This is a genomic window from Glaciecola siphonariae (assembly GCF_042652645.1).
Lineage (GTDB): Bacteria > Pseudomonadota > Gammaproteobacteria > Enterobacterales > Alteromonadaceae > Glaciecola > Glaciecola siphonariae.
This window is the reverse complement of record NZ_JBHSGU010000001.1, coordinates 287,335-307,728: the sequence shown is the minus strand read 5'-3', so window position 1 is coordinate 307,728 and position 20,394 is coordinate 287,335. Positions and strand designations below refer to the sequence as shown.

At 45.0% G+C, this 20,394-nt stretch carries 19 protein-coding genes and 1 rRNA gene; 9 read left to right on the top strand and 11 right to left on the bottom strand.

Translation table 11 applies throughout. The annotated features are described in order from the left end of the window. Nucleotides 1-325, bottom strand: a 16S ribosomal RNA gene (locus ACFO4O_RS01415); the annotation flags it as partial. A gap of 541 nt (nucleotides 326-866) precedes the next feature. Between ACFO4O_RS01415 and ACFO4O_RS01410 the strand changes: the two genes are divergently transcribed. Beyond that, a complete protein-coding gene (locus ACFO4O_RS01410) occupies nucleotides 867-1,397 on the top strand; it encodes a gamma carbonic anhydrase family protein (protein WP_382405473.1) in 531 nt (176 codons plus the stop codon). 9 nt (nucleotides 1,398-1,406) lie between these two features. On the opposite strand, the gene aroE is transcribed toward ACFO4O_RS01410, so the two are convergent. The 8 genes from aroE to ACFO4O_RS01370 all read right to left on the bottom strand — a co-directional run bounded on the left by aroE (nucleotide 1,407) and on the right by ACFO4O_RS01370 (nucleotide 8,038). Then, nucleotides 1,407-2,228, bottom strand: coding sequence for a shikimate dehydrogenase (gene aroE, locus ACFO4O_RS01405; protein WP_382405472.1), 822 nt, complete (start codon nucleotides 2,226-2,228; stop codon nucleotides 1,407-1,409). Between the two features lie 110 nt (nucleotides 2,229-2,338). Next, nucleotides 2,339-3,076 (bottom strand): OmpW/AlkL family protein, encoded by a 738-nt coding sequence (locus ACFO4O_RS01400; RefSeq protein ID WP_382405470.1) that lies wholly within the window; start codon nucleotides 3,074-3,076, stop codon nucleotides 2,339-2,341. A 137-nt stretch (nucleotides 3,077-3,213) separates the two neighbouring features. Beyond that, complete coding sequence (gene hemF / locus ACFO4O_RS01395) at nucleotides 3,214-4,146, bottom strand: oxygen-dependent coproporphyrinogen oxidase (protein ID WP_382405469.1); 933 nt, start codon at nucleotides 4,144-4,146, stop codon at nucleotides 3,214-3,216. Beyond that, nucleotides 4,143-4,697 carry an L-threonylcarbamoyladenylate synthase type 1 TsaC gene (gene tsaC / locus ACFO4O_RS01390; RefSeq protein WP_382405468.1) on the bottom strand — a complete coding sequence of 185 codons (555 nt, stop codon included), beginning with the start codon at nucleotides 4,695-4,697 and terminating at the stop codon, nucleotides 4,143-4,145. The genes hemF and tsaC overlap by 4 nt, the downstream gene beginning before the upstream one ends. A 13-nt stretch (nucleotides 4,698-4,710) precedes the next feature. After that, entirely contained in the window at nucleotides 4,711-5,286 is a 576-nt protein-coding gene (locus ACFO4O_RS01385) for a topoisomerase DNA-binding C4 zinc finger domain-containing protein (protein ID WP_382405467.1), read from the bottom strand. 6 nt (nucleotides 5,287-5,292) lie between these two features. Next, nucleotides 5,293-5,769: a DUF494 family protein gene (locus ACFO4O_RS01380; RefSeq protein ID WP_382405465.1), complete on the bottom strand. Its 477-nt coding sequence runs from the start codon at nucleotides 5,767-5,769 to the stop codon at nucleotides 5,293-5,295. A gap of 2 nt (nucleotides 5,770-5,771) precedes the next feature. Continuing rightward, a complete protein-coding gene (dprA, locus tag ACFO4O_RS01375; protein ID WP_382405463.1) occupies nucleotides 5,772-6,908 on the bottom strand; it encodes a DNA-processing protein DprA in 1,137 nt (378 codons plus the stop codon). Between the two features lie 23 nt (nucleotides 6,909-6,931). Next, complete coding sequence (locus ACFO4O_RS01370) at nucleotides 6,932-8,038, bottom strand: LysM peptidoglycan-binding domain-containing protein (protein WP_382405462.1); 1,107 nt, start codon at nucleotides 8,036-8,038, stop codon at nucleotides 6,932-6,934. A gap of 209 nt (nucleotides 8,039-8,247) precedes the next feature. Here ACFO4O_RS01370 and def point away from each other — a divergent pair, with 209 nt between their 5' ends. From def to trkA, 4 genes are read left to right on the top strand one after another with little or no spacing between them, the layout of a single operon-like run. Beyond that, a complete protein-coding gene (def, locus tag ACFO4O_RS01365) occupies nucleotides 8,248-8,760 on the top strand; it encodes a peptide deformylase (RefSeq protein WP_382405460.1) in 513 nt (170 codons plus the stop codon). Between the two features lie 21 nt (nucleotides 8,761-8,781). Next, complete coding sequence (fmt, locus tag ACFO4O_RS01360) at nucleotides 8,782-9,717, top strand: methionyl-tRNA formyltransferase (protein ID WP_382405459.1); 936 nt, start codon at nucleotides 8,782-8,784, stop codon at nucleotides 9,715-9,717. Continuing rightward, a complete protein-coding gene (gene rsmB, locus ACFO4O_RS01355) occupies nucleotides 9,710-11,095 on the top strand; it encodes a 16S rRNA (cytosine(967)-C(5))-methyltransferase RsmB (RefSeq protein ID WP_382405458.1) in 1,386 nt (461 codons plus the stop codon). The genes fmt and rsmB overlap by 8 nt, the downstream gene beginning before the upstream one ends. A gap of 18 nt (nucleotides 11,096-11,113) precedes the next feature. Next, nucleotides 11,114-12,493: a Trk system potassium transporter TrkA gene (gene trkA / locus ACFO4O_RS01350; RefSeq protein WP_382405457.1), complete on the top strand. Its 1,380-nt coding sequence runs from the start codon at nucleotides 11,114-11,116 to the stop codon at nucleotides 12,491-12,493. An 86-nt stretch (nucleotides 12,494-12,579) separates the two neighbouring features. Here the strand turns inward: trkA and ACFO4O_RS01345 are convergent, their stop codons facing one another. Continuing rightward, entirely contained in the window at nucleotides 12,580-14,031 is a 1,452-nt protein-coding gene (locus ACFO4O_RS01345; protein ID WP_382405491.1) for a TrkH family potassium uptake protein, read from the bottom strand. 455 nt (nucleotides 14,032-14,486) lie between these two features. Here ACFO4O_RS01345 and polA point away from each other — a divergent pair, with 455 nt between their 5' ends. Beyond that, a complete protein-coding gene (gene polA / locus ACFO4O_RS01340) occupies nucleotides 14,487-17,273 on the top strand; it encodes a DNA polymerase I (protein ID WP_382405456.1) in 2,787 nt (928 codons plus the stop codon). A 242-nt stretch (nucleotides 17,274-17,515) separates the two neighbouring features. Here the strand turns inward: polA and yihA are convergent, their stop codons facing one another. Then, complete coding sequence (gene yihA, locus ACFO4O_RS01335; RefSeq protein WP_382405455.1) at nucleotides 17,516-18,130, bottom strand: ribosome biogenesis GTP-binding protein YihA/YsxC; 615 nt, start codon at nucleotides 18,128-18,130, stop codon at nucleotides 17,516-17,518. Between the two features lie 172 nt (nucleotides 18,131-18,302). Here yihA and ACFO4O_RS01330 point away from each other — a divergent pair, with 172 nt between their 5' ends. The 3 genes from ACFO4O_RS01330 to ACFO4O_RS01320 all read left to right on the top strand — a co-directional run bounded on the left by ACFO4O_RS01330 (nucleotide 18,303) and on the right by ACFO4O_RS01320 (nucleotide 20,282). After that, complete coding sequence (locus tag ACFO4O_RS01330; protein WP_382405454.1) at nucleotides 18,303-18,926, top strand: c-type cytochrome; 624 nt, start codon at nucleotides 18,303-18,305, stop codon at nucleotides 18,924-18,926. Between the two features lie 393 nt (nucleotides 18,927-19,319). Continuing rightward, nucleotides 19,320-19,829: a Der GTPase-activating protein YihI gene (yihI, locus tag ACFO4O_RS01325; RefSeq protein WP_382405453.1), complete on the top strand. Its 510-nt coding sequence runs from the start codon at nucleotides 19,320-19,322 to the stop codon at nucleotides 19,827-19,829. 9 nt (nucleotides 19,830-19,838) lie between these two features. Further along, complete coding sequence (locus ACFO4O_RS01320) at nucleotides 19,839-20,282, top strand: DUF2489 domain-containing protein (RefSeq protein WP_382405452.1); 444 nt, start codon at nucleotides 19,839-19,841, stop codon at nucleotides 20,280-20,282. The last annotated feature ends 112 nt before the right edge of the window (nucleotides 20,283-20,394 follow it).

Sequence of the window (20,394 nt, the reverse complement as noted above, 5' to 3'; positions counted from 1 at the left end):
GTGTCTCAGTTCCAGTGTGGCTGATCTTCCTCTCAGAACAGCTAGAGATCGTCGCCTTGGTGAGCCTTTACCCCACCAACTAGCTAATCTCACCTGGGCTCCTCTTCACGCGGGAGGAACTAGTCCCCCCTTTGACCCGTAGGTATTATGCGGTATTAGCCATCGTTTCCAATGGTTATCCCCCTCGCAAAGGCAAATTCCCAGGCATTACTCACCCGTCCGCCACTCGACATCATCTAGCAAGCTAGACATGTTTCCGTTCGACTTGCATGTGTTAGGCCTGCCGCCAGCGTTCAATCTGAGCCATGATCAAACTCTTCAATTGAATACTATCGGTGTTTCTTGTTGCCAAGAAACGATATAAATTTTGTCGTAGACACTCTTAATGAGTGCCCACACAGATTATCTTGTTATAAATTGTTAAAGAGCTGTCGTGCAAAATTTTTGAAACGAGTTTCGAAAACTTCTTGCGCAAGGTGACTAACATTACCTGTAGCGGTTTGTTGAGTCGTGCCGTGCTGCACGTTCGCAATATTTGCGAATCGCTTCAGAGGTAAGCCTCTCAAGCGGGATGCGTATCTTACAGACTTGCATCAGGGAGTCAAGCTTTTAATTTAAAATTTCTAAATTCATATTTGCTTGAAACCCGCTTCAAACAAGGCCTTCACGAACATGCTTAATAACTCACCTAAGCGCGTTTGTTTGACTTCTCCTTGAAGCGAGCGCGCATTTTACAGAACTAACGATGGCAATCAAGCTTATTTTTAAAATAATTTAGAGTTTCTGTTTAAACGCTGAATAATAGTACAATCCGTTTAATCGCTGAACTCAAACGTTAAATAATTTAACATTCACAGGTACTTTGAATGAATATACGAGCATATAAAGGTCAAAGTCCTAGCTTTGACAAAACAGTGTATATAGATGATTCCTCCATACTGGTTGGTGACATTCAAATAGGTAGCGATTCAAGTATATGGCCATTAGTTGCTGCAAGAGGTGACGTAAATTACATGCGAATTGGCAAGCGCACCAATATTCAGGATGGCAGCGTATTACACCTAACACGCAAGTCCGCACAAAACCCAGACGGCTTTCCACTCATCATCGGTGACGATGTTACCGTTGGTCACAAATGCATGTTGCATGGATGTACGCTTGGAAACCGCATTTTGGTTGGTATGGGCGCGATTATTATGGATGGTGCAGTTGTTGAAGATGATGTTCTGATTGGAGCGGGTACGCTAGTTCCCCCTAACAAACGTTTACAAAGTGGCTATTTATACGTCGGTAATCCAATGCGTAAGGCGCGTGAGCTTAATCAAGTTGAACTAAGCTTTTTGCGAACATCAGCAACTAACTATGTAACATTAAAAGATGAGTATTTAAGCGCTTAAACAACCTGACTAGTTCTGTCGAAGCTTTTCTCTTAATTCGTCTGTGTTCGGTTTTACACCAAACCAGTGCTCAAAGCTAAATGCGGCTTGTTCAAGCAACATACCTAACCCGTCGACTACTTTTGTACAACCCGCATTTAATGCCGCATCCATAAAAACAGTATCCTTGTCTAAATAAACCATGTCGTAAGCAAGTGTTGCATCAGCATAAATAGTGGACGGTAATTCAGGAAGTTGACCTTGTAAGCTTAATGTTGTGGCATTGATAATAAGATCAAATTCATTCATGCCTTTTGAGAACACGCGCAGATTACAGGCAGTTTCGTCAACATAGCTCCCCGCATGCTCTATAAGTGCTGATGCCCGTTCACGCGTTCTATTATAAACGGTAAGTGAGGCTGCTCCTGCATCAACAATAGCTGGCAGAGCTCCTCTGGCCGCACCACCAGCGCCAATCATCAGAACATTTTTATCGTTAATGTCAAAGCCGTGAAAGGCAAGGTCAGCCACAATACCAACGCCATCGGTGTTGTCGCCTGTAATGCCGTTTACGTGTTTTATAAGTGTATTGACCGCCCCTGCTCGCCTAGCTTGTTCACTTAAATCGCTGGCCCAAACAAGTGCACGCTCCTTAAACGGAGCGGTAACATTTGCTCCCACAGTTTCCTCAGACGCGAAGAACGCGGTAAGTTCAGACTCAAAGGCTGCTACTTCAGGGCAACGTTTTTCATACAATAAGGCGATGCCTTGCTGCGATGCAAAATGTTGATGAATAATAGGAGACTTACTCTGCGCAATAGGATTGCCGAACACACAAGCTTTAGGAGTCATTTTTTATAATTTGATACACACCGTGGTGCCAGTGTAATCAATTTTAGAAAAGAAAAAAGCCCCTTGCATCATCAAGAGGCTTGATACCAGACTTATAGACTATTGTGTCATTAAAACTTATAACCTACTGATATAGTGTAAACCCATGGGTCAATCTGCACTGATTCGATAGAACCAGACGTTGCGACGCTAGGCACACCTGATATATCAAAATTAGCTTCTGTTTCAATGTCGATATAGCGAACCGACGCATTCAAAAACATGTCATCAGCAATTTCATAATCAAAGCCCACCTGAGCAGATAATCCAAAAGATGCATCTAAGTCTAGATTTGACACGGTCGCTGCTGCGCCTAAGTCTCCTTGAGTAATTGTTTCAATGGCTGCAACTGCACCGTCGTCAAACTCTTCGTCAAAGAAAATTGTATAGTTTACGCCGGCGCCAACATAAGGCTGAAACTTCGAAGAGCCATCTAAAAAGAAGTAGTTCACCGTAACCGTGGGAGGTAGGTGAGTTGTTTCGGCCAACTTACCTGCGGCAAACGATATATCGTGTTTAAACGGCGTTGCGGCTAACACTTCTACATTGATGTTGTCGGTAACAAAATACGCAATATTTAGACCCAACTGAGTATTGTTATCAACATCAACCGTGAGTGATGAACCAATTGACGGTAATGCCTGCCCTAAGTCAAGGCTGCCAGCGAATATGGGCGTACTTGACGCATCTGGTGCGACAGTTGTAACGCCGGCTCTCACTAGCCAATCGCCTTTTTCGTAAGCGAATACACTACCTGATGTTGCCGCTAATGCAGACACTACCGCCACTGTTAATAATGATGTTTTCATTTGTATTGCTCCTGATTGATTATCACCATCATACTTACGCAGGAGCACATAACATTGATCTAGATTAATGTTTTTAAAACAGGGATTTAGCAACGTTTGTTCAGTTGATCCAAATCAAGTTTTTTCGAAGATTAGACCTAACTCTCGAGATTTAACCAGTCTATCGCCTTTAAATAACCAGCTAACTTGGCCTCTTGTGAGCCCGGCTCTGGCGTCATGTTATACTCCCATCTAGCCAAAGGCGGCATAGACATGAGTATTGACTCGGTCCGGCCGCCCGTTTGCAAGCCAAATAGAGTGCCTCGATCGTAAACGAGATTAAATTCGACATACCGACCGCGACGATACAACTGAAACTGTCGTTGTTTTTCGGTAAACTCGGTATGCTGTCGACGCTCCATGATAGGTAGATAAGCATCAATATACCCCTTACCCACCGCCTGAATAAAAGCAAATGACTGCTCAAAGCCCCACTTGTTTAAATCGTCGAAGAACAAACCGCCCACACCTCTCGTTTCCTTTCGGTGTTTCAGGTAAAAATAGTCATCGCACCACTTTTTGTATTTTGGATATACCTGCTCGCCAAATGGCGCGCAAAGATCAAACGCCACCTGATGCCAATGTCTAGCGTCCTCTTCAAAAACATAACTTGGTGTAAGGTCAAACCCGCCACCAAACCACCATATCGGGGCCTCACCTTCCTTTTCAGCAATAAAAAATCGTACGTTCGCGTGTGAAGTAGGAATGTAAGGAGAGTGCGGATGAATCACCAAAGAAACGCCCATTGCTTGAAAGTTTCGCCCCGCCAGTTCCGGTCTGGCGGCGGTCGCTGATGGTGGCATCTGTGTACCAAAGACATGAGAAAAATTAACACCACCCTGCTCTATCAAGCGACCATTGCTCATCACTCGGGAACGACCACCACCACCTTCTTCGCGCTCCCACATATCTTCGGTAAAAGTACCCACAGCATCAATGTCGCTGAGCGCCACACAAATATCGTCTTGCAAAGACAACAAGAATTGTTTTACCAGCGCAATTTGTTTTGCAGTAACGTCTTGTGTGCTCATGAGCGCAGTACTTCCATGGTAAGACTATGAATAATTTTACTGGGACTTTTTTGCTCACCCAGCGCACCCTCAATCAACACGACTTGCTTACCAAAATAAGCATCTATCTCCTGTGCTGTCCGAGCAGGCTCTAATGCAGCTGGATTTGCGCTAGTCGATACCAGCGGGCTGTTAACCGCCCAGCACATCTGCTGAACCAATGTATGTTTGGTAACTCTCACCGCCACCATGTCTGAATCACCGCTTATGAAAGAGGGAGTATGCTCAGATTTAGGCAACAACCAGGTAACCGGACCCGGCCATGAGTCTATAATCTTTGTTTGAGCGTCTTCGGTTAAGCTATCAAACTTCACAAAAGGCAGTACTTGCTCGATACTTTGTGCTATGAGTATCATGCCTTTTTCTACAGGGCGCTGCTTTAAACGCAATATCTCATAAACAGCTTTTTCATTTAAGGGGTCGCAGCCAAGTCCGTAGACAGCTTCAGTAGGATAAGCAAACACCTTCCCGTCAGCGTAATCTTGTCTGAAATGTTGAGCATTAAATTGCATAGAACTGAATTCTCTATAAGGTGTCTTTCACAGTGTGCCCGCAGTCAGCATTAGCACAAAGCAATTGATGTTTATCTTTAGATTGAACAAGCATGATCGGTGAGTTGCATATTTCACATTTACGAGCGAGCGGCATCTGATTTAATACATACTTGCACGCAGGATAGTTGTTACAGGCGTAAAAATACTTACCAAACCGATTCTGTTTTTTATCGATTGTTCCTTTTTTGCAAGCAGGACATTCAACCGGCGTGTATTGTGCCGTTTTTTTTGCAGTATGATTATTCGAAATAAAGTGACAAGTAGGAAAGTTTGTACAACCTATAAACATGCCATACCGTCCCTTCTTAACGGCCAAATTACCATCGCACTGGGGGCAATGGCTCTGGGGCATTTCTTTTACAATGCTGACATCGTTTTGACCAAGAGACTTTGTGTAATCACATTTAGGGTAAGCCGAGCAACCTAAAAAAGTAGACTTACCAACGTGTTTGACTGCCAGTTGTGCTTCACATTGAGGACAGGTGCCATAGGCTAACTCATTGGCACCGTGCGCTGATACAAATAAATCACTGTTGATTTTTGCCATAGGTGCTTAGTGCAGCAACCCTTCTGGTAATTCAAATAGCAACTCTTCCATTTGTTCATAGGCCAACTCTTTCCCTGGTACATTGAAAAGCACCATGAGCACTACCCATTTTAAATCAATCACACAAAACTCGTTGGTCTCAATCTCCATGACTCGGTCTAGTACCATTTCTCGCGTAGTCGAGTCGAGCACGTTGATTTGCTCTAAAAACATCAAAAAGCCACGGGATTCAACATCAAGTCGCTGCTGCTCTTCGTGGGTGTAAATACGGGTGGTTCTTGTTTTGCTTTTGTATTGAAGGTAGGGAGTGTCGTCGGTAGTTTGTAGTTCACATAGCTTTTCTAGCCATGCTAACGCTTTGTATATTTCATCATGATGAAAACCCGCTCGAACTAACTCTTCTGTTAGTTCGTCTTGGTCAATCATGACCTCAGATTCGCTATGTACCATATTTTCAAACAGATACATGAGGATATCAAACATATCTAGCCCCTCAACTTAACGTAGCCTTCCGGAGTGGATGCTACAATGCCACGCAACTCATATTGTAATAATTGTATTAGCACATCAGAAACCGACATGCCGGTGCGTTTAGCGATCAGATCAACTGATATAGCGCTATAACCAACACTATCTAACAATGGATCAGATGCCAAGTCTTGATTCACACTTTTTTGGGGATTCGTTACGATTTCTTGGTTTTTTGCTAAAAAAGGCAGCTCATCCAATATGTCTTGGGCGTTTTCGATCAGCTTTGCGCCTTGTTTAATAAGATGATGGCAGCCCTCGGCATTTGGGTTGTATATCGCACTTGGCACTGCAAACACTTCTTTGTTTTGCTCCAAGGCATATTTAGCGGTGACTAAGGTGCCGCTTTTAATTTTTGCCTCAACCACAATCACGCCTTGAGCCAGCCCGCTAATAATGCGATTACGCCTTGGAAATAAACTCGCGTGAGGCACCGTACCGGGAACAAACTCGCTAATGACCGCACCCGATTCTTGAATATCGTAATAAAGCGACTGATGACGCTTAGGATAAGCAATATCAATCCCGCAACCTAGCACCGCTAGTGTGGGCATGCCATGATGCAAACTTGCGCGATGACTTAAACCATCTATGCCAAGTGCCATTCCGCTGGTAAGCGCCACATCCATATTAGATGCAATTGCACTCACCAAATCGTCTACGACTTCTTTTGCATACTGGCTAGGAGAACGCGTACCAATCATGGCCAATTGAGCAAACGCGAGCGCTTCAATTTGACCCGCAACCAACAAAAATAAAGGAGGGCGAGTTAAGTGCTTTAAGCTGCTCGGATAAGCAAAATCATTAAATCCAATGAAATGGTGAGTGTCGCTTTTATTCAGCCAGTTAAATAAACGGCTACGTGAACGGCGCAGCGAGGTATCGGCAGAGCATAAATACCTTATTTGTTGCTCCTGCCATCCGCTTGTTACTAAGTCCGAGCGACTTAAAGCAGGAATATCGAGTAATCGACACCCGTGCATTTTTGCGGTTTTTAATAAGCTAGCAATACCGATTTTAGGTATGCCGTCGAGGCGCAAATACGCGCTAATTTCGTCCTCGCGAGAGGCAGATAAGACCGAATCCGTGGTCATAAAACTTCCTTGTTTACATAAGACTAATTCTCAGAAGGGGTTGGGCTTGCGACTATTTCACCGCCCACTAAATGCGTAGACGCTTCGGTGACCCATGCATAGCTGGCGTGTTCAAAGCCGCGGATTACCACCAATTCACCTACTTTATAGGCGGGTTGCTGTATGGTTTCGCCAAGGCTGAATAAAGAAGCAATGCTGCCGGTGGCAGATGCGCTGCGCAGCGGCTCTTCTTTATACTCAATATCTGGCCCTTGCTTATAAATTCCAAACACTGTGCCCGGTTCCACTTTGCGTTTACCAATGTTAATAATTACCACGTCATCTTTAGAAATGATGTTGTAACCGTTGATATTCGACACTAGTTCGCCGCGTTGACGAGTAGCTGGCTGCAAGGTTAGGTCGTTGTTGTCAAACTTCTTTGCTGGGCGAAGCTTGTCGCCTTTTTTAACTTCGCGAATGCTGTTGGCCACTTTTACGACGTATTTATCACTATTAACATCTGTCGAAAATTCTGCATCACTTAGCTGAATAACTTGTACACCTAATAGCGCGCCTAAACTGTCATAGACCTCGCGCTCCTTTCGCACAATTTCAAACTCAGTCATATTGGCGCGCTTGGCGTTTTTAAGTGCTTTTGTTAACACGTAATCTTCGTCAACGAACCGCGCCGAGCCCTCTCGGTCACTTAGCACAGCTGGCAAAGCTTGAAATTCTTCTGTGGTCATAATGCTATCGTTATTGATATACATCGCGATAGCTTCCCAAGGAAGCACATTGATTGGGTTGGGCTTTTCTCTTCTTTGCGTATCTGGTGAAAGCGTTAGCAATGGCTTATCGCGCACCACTTCCAAAATGGGAACGCCATTTTCCCAACGCAGGCGCAACATATCACCTGGATAAATGAGATGTGGGTTTTCTATTTGGGTGTTGTTACGCCATAACTCAGGCCAGCGCCAAGGCTGACTTAAGAATAAACTCGAGATGTCCCAAAGAGTATCGCCTTTTTCCACTACGTAAGTCTGCGGGGCATCCTCTCTGATATTCACCACGTCCGCGAGCACTGACTGAGAGGCAAAGAGCGCCACAAAGGTAAGTGCAACAGTGTGGATGATGATACTTTTTAAACGCATGATTAGCTTCCTGTACGAATATCAGTTTATTAATAGTTTGACTGTTGTATAATTCGTTATCGGTTTGAAATTAATAAATTTAACCCCAAATCCGGATAAGTCATTGATATATTTTTTCGCAATGTAACATGTTACGAGAATTTCGACGAAAATAATTACACATTCTGCGCTTGTCGTATGAATAAGTATACTGATCCTAAGAGTAGTTTATGGCCGTTTTACAAGTATTAACCTTTCCTGACGAGCGTTTACGAACTGTTGCCGCGCCTGTTGAGAAAGTTGACGACAGCATTAAAAAATTGATCGACGACATGTTTGACACTATGCGCGATGAGCGAGGCATAGGATTAGCCGCGACTCAGGTAGATGTGCATAAACGCGTGGTCGTCATGGACGTCAGTGAGGATCATAGCGAACCCCTAGTATTTATCAACCCTGAGATTACGCAAAAAGACGGCAGCACTGTGAGTGAAGAAGGCTGTCTGTCTGTTCCGAACAATTACGCTAAGGTTGACCGCGCCGAACGTATAAAAGTAAAAGCACTCGATAAAAACGGTGAGCCTTTTGAGTTAGAAGCAGACGGACTGCTGGCGATTTGCATTCAACACGAACTAGACCATTTACAAGGTAAGCTTTTTGTTGACTATTTATCTAGCTTAAAACGAGAGCGCATTCGTAAAAAGTTGGAAAAAGAAGCGCGTTTGGCTGCCCGTGAGGGTTAACAATCAAGGTAACAACTTAATTTGAACATTATCTTTGCCGGAACGCCGGAATTTGCCGCATCTCACCTAAGCGCACTCATCGAGGCTGGGCATAACATTGTAGCGGTATACACGCAACCTGACAGGCCGTCGGGAAGGGGTAAAAAACTAAGGCCAAGCGCGGTAAAATCTGTCGCTCAGCAGCATGATATTGACGTTTATCAACCCCCTACACTGAAATCTGAAGACGCGCTCACACAGCTATCTGCATTAAATGCAGATTTGATGGTGGTGGTAGCCTATGGATTGATTTTGCCAAAGCCGGTGTTAGAGGCGCCAAAGTTTGGATGTATCAATGTACACGGCTCTTTATTGCCCAAATGGCGAGGCGCTGCCCCGATACAACGTGCGCTGTGGGCCGGAGACAGTAAGACTGGCGTTGCCATCATGCAGATGGACGAAGGTTTAGACACCGGTGATGTGCTATTAACGAAAGCGATTGAAATTGAGCCGCTCGATACCAGCGCTACACTTTACCAAAAACTTGCTGAACTCGGCCCCCAAGCACTTGTTGAATGTATTGAAAGACTGCACAGCATCGCTCCTATCAAACAAAACGACGCACTGGCCACTCACGCCAAAAAGCTCAGTAAAGAAGAAGCGCGCTGCGACTGGTCGTTAAGCTGCGAGCAATTGGCCCGAAATATAAGGGCATTTAACCCATGGCCGATGGCGTGGTTTGAACATAACGGCGCAGGCATCAAGATTCACAGTGGCGAAGCGCACCTAGGCAAACATGATAAAGACCTCGGTACGGTAACAAATTATAATAAAAGCGGCTTAGACATCGCGTGCAGCGACGGCATTTTGCGTATTACTCGCTTGCAGCTGCCTGGTAAGAAACCGCAGTTAGTCAGCGAAATAGTGAACGGTAATCCTCATCTTTTTACCGTCAACAGCAAGCTTCATCATGAGTAAAACCACCAATATTCAGCACGATAAAGGACCTCGGGCCATTCGGCACAAACCCCAGTTGCGAGCAGACGGAGCATGGGCTTTGCTGCAAATTTTGGAGCATGGTGCGTCATCACGAGAAGTGATGCCGATGATTTTTGAACGCCATGGACTCGCTAAAGACCGAGCGTGGTTACAAGAGTCTGTGTTTGGTGTGTTACGCGTGCTTCCAACTTTGCAGTCGTGGCTCAGACAATTATTAAAAACGCCCTTAAAAAAGCAGCAAAAAATTATTGAACATTTAATAATGTTGGGATTATTTCAGCAAGCCTATATGCGCACATCGACTCATGCGGCTGTCTCGGAAACTGTTGAAGCTAGCAAGTTGCTGAAACAGCCTCAGCTAAGCGGCATGGTCAATGCAATATTAAGAAACTTTGAGCGCCATGAACTCGCACAGCAGATTGACACCGCACCGCACGTTGTCGCGAATTTACCTAAATGGCTTTATCGAGAACTCGCATCGGCCTATCCTGACCATCTTGCTAACTTGTGTAAGGCAATGTCTACCAAACCCCCGTTGTGGCTTCGGGTGAATCCTTTGGTTAATTCATTAGACGAGTATTGCAATCGCTTGAATGAAGCAAGTATTGCGCATGAAGCGCTCCCTCCTCATGCGATTTTTTTAGAAAAATACACCGATGTCACCACCTTACCAAACTTTGATGAAGGCGGGTGCTCAGTGCAAGACCTCGCAGCGCAGCAAGCGGCATCATTGCTCAAGCTCAAAGATGATGACTGCGTGCTCGATGCCTGCGCCGCACCGGGTGGCAAAACTGCTGCACTTATAGAAACTGGCGTCTGCTTAAAAGCCTTATATGCCCTCGACAATGTTGCCAGCAGAAATGCACGCACTCACGATAACTTAAGCCGCCTTGGGCACATTCAGCGTATGGGCGATAAACTTCATATCGTAGATGCTGACGCTTCAGATACAGCGAGCCTCAGCAAACTGCCGATGTTTAATAAAATATTATTGGATGCACCCTGCTCGGCCACCGGAGTGATAAGGCGTCATCCTGATATTAAATGGCACCGAAAAGGCACCGACATCGCAGCTTTGGTTGAGCTACAAAAAAGTATATTGGAAGCGACTTGGCAGCGTTTGTTACCCGGCGGTGTGCTGCTTTATGCCACTTGCTCAATATTGCCGCAAGAGAACAGTCAGCAAATCAAAAACTTTTTGCAGACACATTCAGACGCTTCGTTAGTGCCTATCGAGGCCCAAAGTGATCCTGAGGCGCTTGGCTGGCAAATTTTACCGGGCGAGAAAAACATGGATGGTTTCTTTTACGCGAGACTGCTAAAGTCAGATTCAGCGATTAAGCAAGCTCACTTGTAAGGTGATCAGAGTAGAATAATGAAAATCATCATCATAGGCGCAGGACAGGTTGGCGGCACACTGGCCGAGAATTTAGTCGGTGAGAACAACGAAATTACCATTATAGACTCCGACATGACCATATTAGAGTCGCTTCAAAATAGACTCGACCTACAGGTGGTGTGCGGCATTGGCTCACATCCTGATATTTTGAAGAAAGCAGGCGCCGAAGATGCCGATATGGTGATTGCGGTCACCAACAGTGACGAAAGCAATATGATGGCCTGTCAAGTTGCATACAGTTTATTTAAAACACCCACCAAAATTGCTCGCGTACGCTCTGAACAATATATCATTTATCAAGAGCAGCTATACAAACACCAAGATATCCCAGTAGACCATTTGATTGCGCCGGAGCAACTAGTAACGACCGCAATTAAGCGCTTAATCGATTACCCGGGTGCACTTCAGGTTGTTGAATTTGCCGATGGCAAAGCGAGTCTAGTGGCGGTAAAAGCATATTATGGTGGTTTGCTCGTAGGTCATGCCTTGTCAGCCTTGAAAGAGCATATGCCCAATGTGGATACTCGCGTTGCTGCGATATATCGTCGCGGGCGCCCTATTCGACCGCTTGGCTCAACGGTAATTGAGGCCGACGACGAAGTGTTTTTTATTGCTGATACCAAGCACATTCGCGCGGTAATGAGCGAACTACAAAAGCTCGAGTCCAGCTACAAACGCATTATGATTGCGGGCGGAGGGCTCATAGGTGCAGGGCTCGCTAAACGACTAGAAGACAAACATAACGTCAAGCTTATTGAATATAATGCCGAACGCGCTCAATACTTATCTACTGTGCTTGATAAAGCCATCGTGTTTCAGGGCGATGCGTCAGATGCGTCTTTGCTATCGGAAGAAAACGTAGAGCAAGTAGATGCGTTTATTGCTGTAACGAATGACGATGAAGCTAATATCATGTCGGCGATGCTAGCAAAACGCATGGGAGCCCAAAAAGCCATGGTACTCATTCAGCGCAGCGCCTATGTTGACCTCGTACAAGGCGGCGACATTGACATAGCCTTCTCTCCTCAACAGGCAACTATTTCTGCCTTGCTCACGCATGTAAGGCGTGGAGACATAGTGAACGTTCACTCACTAAGAAGAGGAGCCGCCGAAGCAATTGAGGCAATTGCGCATGGTGATGAGTCAACATCTAAAGTGGTGGGAAAGCAAATTCAAGACATTAAGCTGCCACCCGGCACCACCATAGGCGCAATTGTACGAAAAGACGAAGTGGTGATTGCTCACAGCGATACGGTGATCCAAGCCAATGATCACGTTATTCTGTTCTTAGTAGACAAAAAGTTTATTTGGGACGTGGAAAAGCTCTTCCAACCCAGCGCACTATTCTTTGGTTAAAAACCTCAGCTTTGAGGCGTTAGCGACAAAGCAAAAATACGCACAGCGTAAACTATCATAAGCGCAGAACTAGGCTCTCATTAGTGCTAACTGCGCCAGAATGTAGGCGAAAATAAGACTAACAGCGAGAATACTTCGAGACGCCCAAAGAGCATGGCGGTCACCAACATCCACTTAGCGCCATCAGACACCTCAGCATAGGTCCCCGCAACTGACCCTAAACCGGGCCCAAGGTTGTTCAAGGTAGCGGCTGTGGCTGAAAACGCAGTGATATTGTCTAGGCCGGTGCCGATTAATCCAATCATGATGATTACAAATACAATTGCATACGCGGCAAAAAAGCCCCAAACAGCCTCTACTACCCGAGACGGCATGGCTCTGTCGCCGAGCTTTACCGCATATACGGCTTTTGGATGTATAAGTCGGTCAACCTCACGTTTACCCTGCAAGAATAAGAGCAAAACTCGAATAACCTTTAGACCGCCGCCCGTTGAGCCCGCGCATCCCCCAATAAAACTTGAAAATATTAGCAAAATTGGCAGGAACGCTGGCCAAGACGAAAAATCTGTCGTGGCAAACCCAGCGGTTGTGCTAATTGAAACCGCTTGGATAAGCGCTTGGTCGAGGGCGATTTCTGCGCTGTCGTAAACCGAAAAATTCACTAAAACCAAAAAGCACACCGTGATCAGCGCAAATTGTATTGTAAAAAACGTTTTGCACTCGGGGTCTTTAAAATAGTTTCTTATATTACGGCCACTAACTGCCGCATAATGCAAAGAGAAGTTAAGCGCCGCTATCCACAAAAACACCACGCAAACGATATTCACAGCAACACTGTTGAAATATCCTAAGCTTGCGTCATAGGTTGAAAAGCCGCCTATCGCGATGGTCGAAAAGGCATGACAAACCGCATCAAACAAATTCATGCCGGCGACCCAATAGGCAAAAGAACAGGCAATGGTTAAAGATAGGTAGATATACCACAAATGCTTTGCAGTATCGGCAATGCGCGGCGTCATTTTGGAATCTTTAACCGGACCAGGGGTTTCTGCGCGATATAGCTGCATGCCTCCCACACCCAAAATAGGCAACACTGCTACCGCTAACACAATAATACCCATACCGCCTAACCACTGGAGCTGCTGGCGATAAAACTGCACTGCTTTAGGCAAAAACTCAATGCCCTCAATTACCGTTGCACCCGTTGTGGTTAAACCGGAAAACGACTCAAAAATTGCATCGGTAATTGTCATTTGCGGTTGGTCAAGTAACGCGAACGGTAGCGCACCGAAAGTTGCCAACACCGTCCAAAACAAGACCACAATCAAAAAGCCCTCTTTTGCTCTTAAGTCGCTTTTACTTGTGCGGTTTGGATACCATATGGCCAAGCCCGTTACTAAACTGAGAAAAAAGGCAACAATGAAGGCCAGACCGCCACCATCTTGATAAATAAGAGAAATAAGCGCCGGTGGCAGCATCGTGACGCTAAAAAGCGCTACGAGTAAACCCAAGATTCTAATGATGGCGCGATATTGCAATGTAATGTTGCCTTGTAAAATGACGATGGTTTCAGGGTAAACACACCCTGCGTTAACATTGTGTGCCTTTCGTAAAAAAAACTCAAACACAATGCCAAAAATTTATTTTGTTTTGTAAGCTCTTGAAGGGAAAAGATAAAAAAATTTAGTCAATTTATTACTTGGCAAGCAAAAATTTTGTGCTAAATTTAAGAGGTCGATTCAGCTCCCTTGGACGAAACGACTAGATGGATTTACCTAAAAAAATAAAAATAGTAAAGGATATTCGGCTGTCGCCAAAGCATTATTCCTGAACCCAATCTCTGCTATACTTTCCTTTGATAAGGAAGGTAGGTTTTTGCTGTCTTTAATTTACTTACCAACAAAGTTATCCACAGCCGATGAATAATTAAACTAAAAAATATTCTTTTAATTTCATAGCATTACAAGAATAACGATAAAAGAGTAAACGAATTATGCACAAACATAACACGCCGCCTTTAGTTTTAGTTGATGGCTCCTCCTATTTGTTTCGCGCCTTCCATGGCCTTCCGCCTCTAACCAATAGCAAAGGACAAGACACCGGCGCAATTTATGGCGTGGTTAACATGCTACGAAGTTTAGTCAAAGACTATGAGCCAACCCATATGGCCGTGGTATTCGATGCCAAAGGTAAAACCTTCCGCGATGATATTTATGATCAATATAAAGCGAATCGCCCCCCCATGCCCGATGAACTTAGAAGCCAGATAGAGCCGCTACACACTATCGTAAAAGCCATGGGCTTCCCTATCATTGTTGAACCGGGCGTTGAAGCCGATGACGTCATTGGCACCCTAGCCAAGCAAGCCACCGAGCAAGGCATAGAATGCGTCATAAGTACCGGTGATAAAGACATGGCACAGCTGGTAAGCGAGCACGTCACCTTGATAAACACCATGACTCGTACCAAGATGGACTTAGACGGCGTAGTCGAAAAGTTTGGTGTCCCCGCTGAGCTAATTATCGACTTCCTTGCCCTGAAGGGTGACAAAGTCGATAACATACCCGGCGTGCCCGGCGTAGGTGATAAAAGTGCTGTTGCTATGCTCAATGGTATTGGTGGTGTGCATGCAATATATGACAATTTAGACAAAATTGCTGATTTAGACTTTAGAGGCGCTAAAACGATGGCGCAGAAAATGGAGGCGCACAAAGAGCAAGCGCTGTTGTCTTATGAGCTTGCCACCATTGAATGTGGCCTCAAGCTTGAATATGAACCAAAGACGCTTCAAATGACCGAAATGGACAAAGCGCAGCTTAAGACCCTCTTTGTCGATTTGGAGTTTAAAAAATGGTTGAGTGAGGTTAGCACCGACAGTGATACTTACGCAGACGCATTAGACGATACACCTACTGGTGATCAAGGTAATGAGTCGCCGTTACCAAGCAACACTGAAACATTTGATACCAGTGCCTACCATACAGTATTAGACAAAGATGCTTTTCAAAGCCTTATCGATAAGTTACGCGCAGCTGAGTATTACGCGGTAGATACCGAAACGACTTCACTAGATTACATGCAGGCGCAGCTTGTGGGCATAAGCTTCGCGCTGGCGCCCAACGACGCCTACTACGTTCCTTTGGCGCACGATTATCCAGGCGCACCGCAGCAACTTGACCGAGATTGGGTGTTAGAGCAACTTAAGCCTTTAGTTGAAGCGGATGATGCAAAAAAAGTTGGTCAGCATATTAAGTACGACAAAAATGTATTGGCAAATTACGATGTGCACTTGCGCGGCATACTTTGCGACACCATGCTGGCATCTTATGTACTTAACAGTGTTGCAACCAAGCATAATATGGATAGCCTGGCCCTCAAATACCTTGGTCACAAATGTATCGGATTTGAGGAGATTGCAGGCAAAGGTGCGAAACAGCTCACATTCAATCAGTTAACATTGGAAGAAGCCAGTCCGTATGCTGCAGAAGACGCTGACGTAACCCTGCGTTTATACGAGGCGTTCAAACCATTACTCAAAGCACAAGATGGTTTAAGTGAAGTGCTGACCGAGATAGAAGTTCCGCTGTCGAGCATACTGGCGAAAATGGAACAGACTGGTGTGTTAATCGACTCGCAAATGCTGGCGCAACAAAGCCAAGACCTAGCCAAACGCATCATTGAACTGGAGCAAAAAGTCCATGAGCTTGCCGGTGAGCCCTTTAATCTGGGCTCTACCAAGCAGCTTCAGCACGTTTTATTTGAAAAAATGTCGCTGCCGGTGGTTAAGAAGACCCCGAAGGGCGCGCCTTCAACATCGGAAGAAGTGCTGCATGAGTTGGCAAATGAGTATGAGCTACCTGCTCTTATTATGCAGTATCGAGGATTATCTAAGCTCAAAAATACTTACACTGACAAACTGCCTAAAATGATTCACCACCGCACAAACCGTGTACATACGAGTTATCATCAAGCGATTGCCGCTACGGGGCGCTTGTCGTCGAGTGATCCGAATCTTCAAAACATTCCGATTCGAACCGCAGAAGGTCGACAGGTTAGACAGGCCTTTATCCCGCAACCCGGTTTTAAAATGGTGGCAGCGGATTATTCGCAAATCGAACTTAGGATCATGGCCCATCTGAGTAAGGATGAGGGTTTACTGACTGCGTTTGGCGCGGGCAAAGATATTCACAGCGCCACCGCATCTGAGGTGTTTTCAGTGCCGCTTGAACAAGTAAGCAACGAGCAGCGGCGCAGTGCAAAGGCTATTAATTTTGGCTTAATCTACGGCATGAGCGCATTTGGCTTGTCTAAGCAGCTTAATATTTCGCGCCATGATGCACAGACCTATATGGACACCTATTTTGAACGCTATCCTGGTGTACTCAAATATATGGAATCGACTCGAGATGGCGCGAAACAAAGTGGTTACGTAAGTACCGTTTTTGGTCGCAGACTCTATTTACCCGACATCAATGCAAGCAATGGTGCGCGGCGTAAAGGCGCAGAGCGCGCAGCAATTAATGCACCCATGCAGGGAACGGCAGCAGACATTATCAAAAAAGCGATGATTGCGGTTGCAGCATGGATTGATAGCTTAGGGGAAACCAAAGACATTATCATGACTATGCAGGTTCACGATGAATTGGTTTTTGAAATACGCGAAGACAAACTTGATGACTACGTGCCCAAAATCTGTGACATCATGCAAAGCTGCGTCAGCCTTGATGTGCCGCTTATTGTAGAAGCTGGTATTGGTAAAAATTGGGATGAGGCTCACTGATCTGACTGACGAAATGTGACTCGACAGTAAGATAATTTTAAAAAATTGAACTAAGCAATCGATACACACTCCTATATTGCGAGTGTGTTGTTCTCCCTAAGTGGTTTGCCCCGAAGTTTTTCGGGGCTTTCTTTTTTATATTGCTTGCTTACCCTGTTACATGCGCTCTTACTAATCATCGGTAAAAGGGCGTCGACGTCTATCCAACATTTATCGACAACCGCCTGCAAAGGTCTACGAGTTTATGAAGGCGCCTGAGTATTATCTACGCCCAACCAGTTTAGCAAAACGTTTTCTGCCTCAGGTAAGCCTACGCCTGTAAGCGATGAAAATGCCTGTACCGTGACATCGCCCATAAAGGCCAGCGACGCTTCTCGTACCATCAGTACCTGCTGCTTACGCTTGCCTGCTTTAAGTTTATCGGCCTTGGTGAGCAAAATCAGAACCGGTAACTTCGCACTAACCGCCCAATAGATAAGTTCTTGGTCGAGGTCTTTTAAAGGATGTCTTATATCCATTAAAACAACTAAACCCTTAAGACATTCGCGTTTTTGCAGATACTCTCCTAAAGACTTCTGCCATTTTTGCTTCATCGCAAGGGGCACTTTGGCGTAACCATAGCCGGGTAAATCGACTAAACGTCGCTGTTCGTCTAATTCAAACAGATTAATCAGTTGGGTGCGTCCGGGGGTTTTACTGGTTCTGGCTAAACTGTTTTGGCGAGTAATTTTGTTCAGCGCACTAGATTTGCCTGCATTTGAACGCCCCGCGAAGGCAATTTCAATCCCATCAAAAGGCGTCAGATGGGCGATATCAGGGGCACTGGTTAAAAATTTAGCTTGGGTAAAATATGACATAAGGTCCCGAAATCAGTTAAAGGCAAACAAAAAGTGTATGAAATGATTTACCGATCATGCATTTAAATCGATACTATTACTAGGTAAGAGTTTTTTTAATAGCGTATTTGTGTAAAATATCACGCCATCACAGCATGGTGAATGGTTAAACCCGGTTTAAGAGAGATTAAGTATGAAAAATTTATGTTTGCTTTTAGGGCTCATCCTTACAAGCGCAGCGGCAGTTGCAATCGACGGTGACCCTGAGGCAGGAAAAGCGAAGTCTATTACTTGTGCGGCATGTCATGGCACAGACGGTAATAGCGCCATCCCGCTTAATCCGAAAATTGCTGGACAGCACGCTGGATATATATATAAACAGCTAAAGGAATTCAAACTGGCTGGGCAAACGGGCGGTAAAGAAGGCCGAAACAATGCGGTCATGAACGGTATGGCAGCGCCATTATCTGACCAAGACATGAAAGACTTGGCGGTTTATTTTGCAGGTCAGGAGCTTAAAATTGGTACCGCGCCAGAAGATGTCATTGCAGCCGGAGAAGCACTTTACCGCGGCGGAGACGCTGATCGCGGCATCACTGCTTGCATTGCATGTCACAGTGCAGACGGTAAGGGTATGAATTTAGCAGGATTTCCAGTGCTAAGTGGACAGCATGCGCAATATACCAAAACGCAACTTGAGATGTTTCGTTCGGGTGCGCGCAACAACGACCTAAACGGCATGATGCGTGACATTGCATCGAGGCTCACTGACGAAGACATAGAAATCTTGTCAGCCTATTTAGAAGGCCTTTATTAAGAGGTTTGCGCATTTTTTAATCAATCGAAATTTTAGATAGAAATTTTAATGTAAATAAGTTGTAAATTTTTTAGAGTTGGGTATGATGCTCGCACGCTCTAAGCAAAGCTTGAATAAATAAGACTTTGCGAGTAAGCTTTTAATAATAAGAAAGCGTAACGGATTACCGAGAACAAGTTAGCTTGTTTTGATAAGAATAATAAAAAGTAAAATAAGTCATAACGTAAGCACATGATGTGCTAAACGGGAGAGGTGTCACAAGACACTGATTAATATTAAGGTGATATCTTCGGGTATCACCTTTTTTCTTGTCTGCAAAATTTAGTAAACTGCACAACATTCATAGAGCGTAAAACCGCGTTCTTACTTATCGTCCAAATTATTGAGTACATCATGGCCCGCGTAAAGAAATCTAGAAAAATCGGCAAAATAGGCATCACCAAAACCGAAGCCCCAAAAAAGCCTAAAAAACCACAATTAGGTAAATCGACCAATAATCTTGGTAACAAAGCGGGAAGCCGTCAGCATATCGGCGAGACAAAATCATCGCAAAACAGTGGTAAAGGAACACAAGACCCACGTCACGGTAGTAAAAAATCGGTCGACTTAAACAAGTATCTAAAAGGAGGCTCTAGCAAAGCAGAAAAAAGCGTTAAGAAATTTAGCACACCCCAGCAAGAGTTAGACGCAATAGAGCAAGACCCTCGCCTCGAAAAGCTCTTGGCAAAGCAAGAGACTAAAACGCTGACAAAATTAGAACAAGTGTATGTGAATGAGACACTTGCCCGTCACAAAGTGCTATGCGAGATGCTCGGTATTGACATTGACGATGAGGAATCTGAGCAAGAGACTGATCCCTTTGCAAAGTTAGATGCAATAAGACTAGACGATTTCAAAGATTAGAAGGTCATAATGGAGTGGATATTAGTCGCCCTTGGCGCATTGGTAATAGTGGGTTTAAGTATCTATGCAGGACGTCTGCTTTTTTTATTACAAACCCAAAATAAACGGCAACAAGCCGCTAGGCAAAAGCGAATAGACTCCATTACAAGTAGCATCCAAACTATTGCATTTGCCATGCAGCAACAGCAGTGCGACTTGTCAGAAGGCGTCATTCGTATTTGCCGCTTACTCGAAGCACTGCCGCTTGATCCCCTCCCTAACTATGCGGATGAGTACCCTGCCGTTCACGGCTTGTTTGGAAAAGTAAAACACTACCCCACCCACGAAGAACGCAACTCGCTGCCGAAGGCCGAGCGCCGCGCGCAAGACAAAGAGCGCGAACAGTTCGAAAGTGAGGCAGAAAGCGCAATCCTCAAAGAAACCGAAGCGCTTAAGGTATTTAACGCACCTTAAGCGTAAAACGCTACGGTCGCTTGGGTAAAAATACATAAAATTGTACTATCTATCGCATTTGTAAGTGCTCCAAGGGTTACAAATAGCCGCCAAAGCAAGGTATACTACCGCC

Coding starts and splice junctions, on each gene's coding strand:
- hemF (WP_382405469.1), bottom strand. CDS start 4,146: ATGAGCACACAAGACGTTACTGCAAAACAAATTGCGCTGGTAAAACAA.
- tsaC (WP_382405468.1), bottom strand. CDS start 4,697: ATGCAATTTAATGCTCAACATTTCAGACAAGATTACGCTGACGGGAAG.
- ACFO4O_RS01330 (WP_382405454.1), top strand. CDS start 18,303: ATGAAAAATTTATGTTTGCTTTTAGGGCTCATCCTTACAAGCGCAGCG.
- polA (WP_382405456.1), top strand. CDS start 14,487: ATGCACAAACATAACACGCCGCCTTTAGTTTTAGTTGATGGCTCCTCC.
- aroE (WP_382405472.1), bottom strand. CDS start 2,228: ATGACTCCTAAAGCTTGTGTGTTCGGCAATCCTATTGCGCAGAGTAAG.
- dprA (WP_382405463.1), bottom strand. CDS start 6,908: ATGACCACGGATTCGGTCTTATCTGCCTCTCGCGAGGACGAAATTAGC.
- yihI (WP_382405453.1), top strand. CDS start 19,320: ATGGCCCGCGTAAAGAAATCTAGAAAAATCGGCAAAATAGGCATCACC.
- def (WP_382405460.1), top strand. CDS start 8,248: ATGGCCGTTTTACAAGTATTAACCTTTCCTGACGAGCGTTTACGAACT.
- ACFO4O_RS01410 (WP_382405473.1), top strand. CDS start 867: ATGAATATACGAGCATATAAAGGTCAAAGTCCTAGCTTTGACAAAACA.
- rsmB (WP_382405458.1), top strand. CDS start 9,710: ATGAGTAAAACCACCAATATTCAGCACGATAAAGGACCTCGGGCCATT.
- ACFO4O_RS01400 (WP_382405470.1), bottom strand. CDS start 3,076: ATGAAAACATCATTATTAACAGTGGCGGTAGTGTCTGCATTAGCGGCA.
- ACFO4O_RS01370 (WP_382405462.1), bottom strand. CDS start 8,038: ATGCGTTTAAAAAGTATCATCATCCACACTGTTGCACTTACCTTTGTG.
- trkA (WP_382405457.1), top strand. CDS start 11,114: ATGAAAATCATCATCATAGGCGCAGGACAGGTTGGCGGCACACTGGCC.
- ACFO4O_RS01385 (WP_382405467.1), bottom strand. CDS start 5,286: ATGGCAAAAATCAACAGTGATTTATTTGTATCAGCGCACGGTGCCAAT.
- ACFO4O_RS01320 (WP_382405452.1), top strand. CDS start 19,839: ATGGAGTGGATATTAGTCGCCCTTGGCGCATTGGTAATAGTGGGTTTA.
- yihA (WP_382405455.1), bottom strand. CDS start 18,130: ATGTCATATTTTACCCAAGCTAAATTTTTAACCAGTGCCCCTGATATC.
- ACFO4O_RS01380 (WP_382405465.1), bottom strand. CDS start 5,769: ATGTTTGATATCCTCATGTATCTGTTTGAAAATATGGTACATAGCGAA.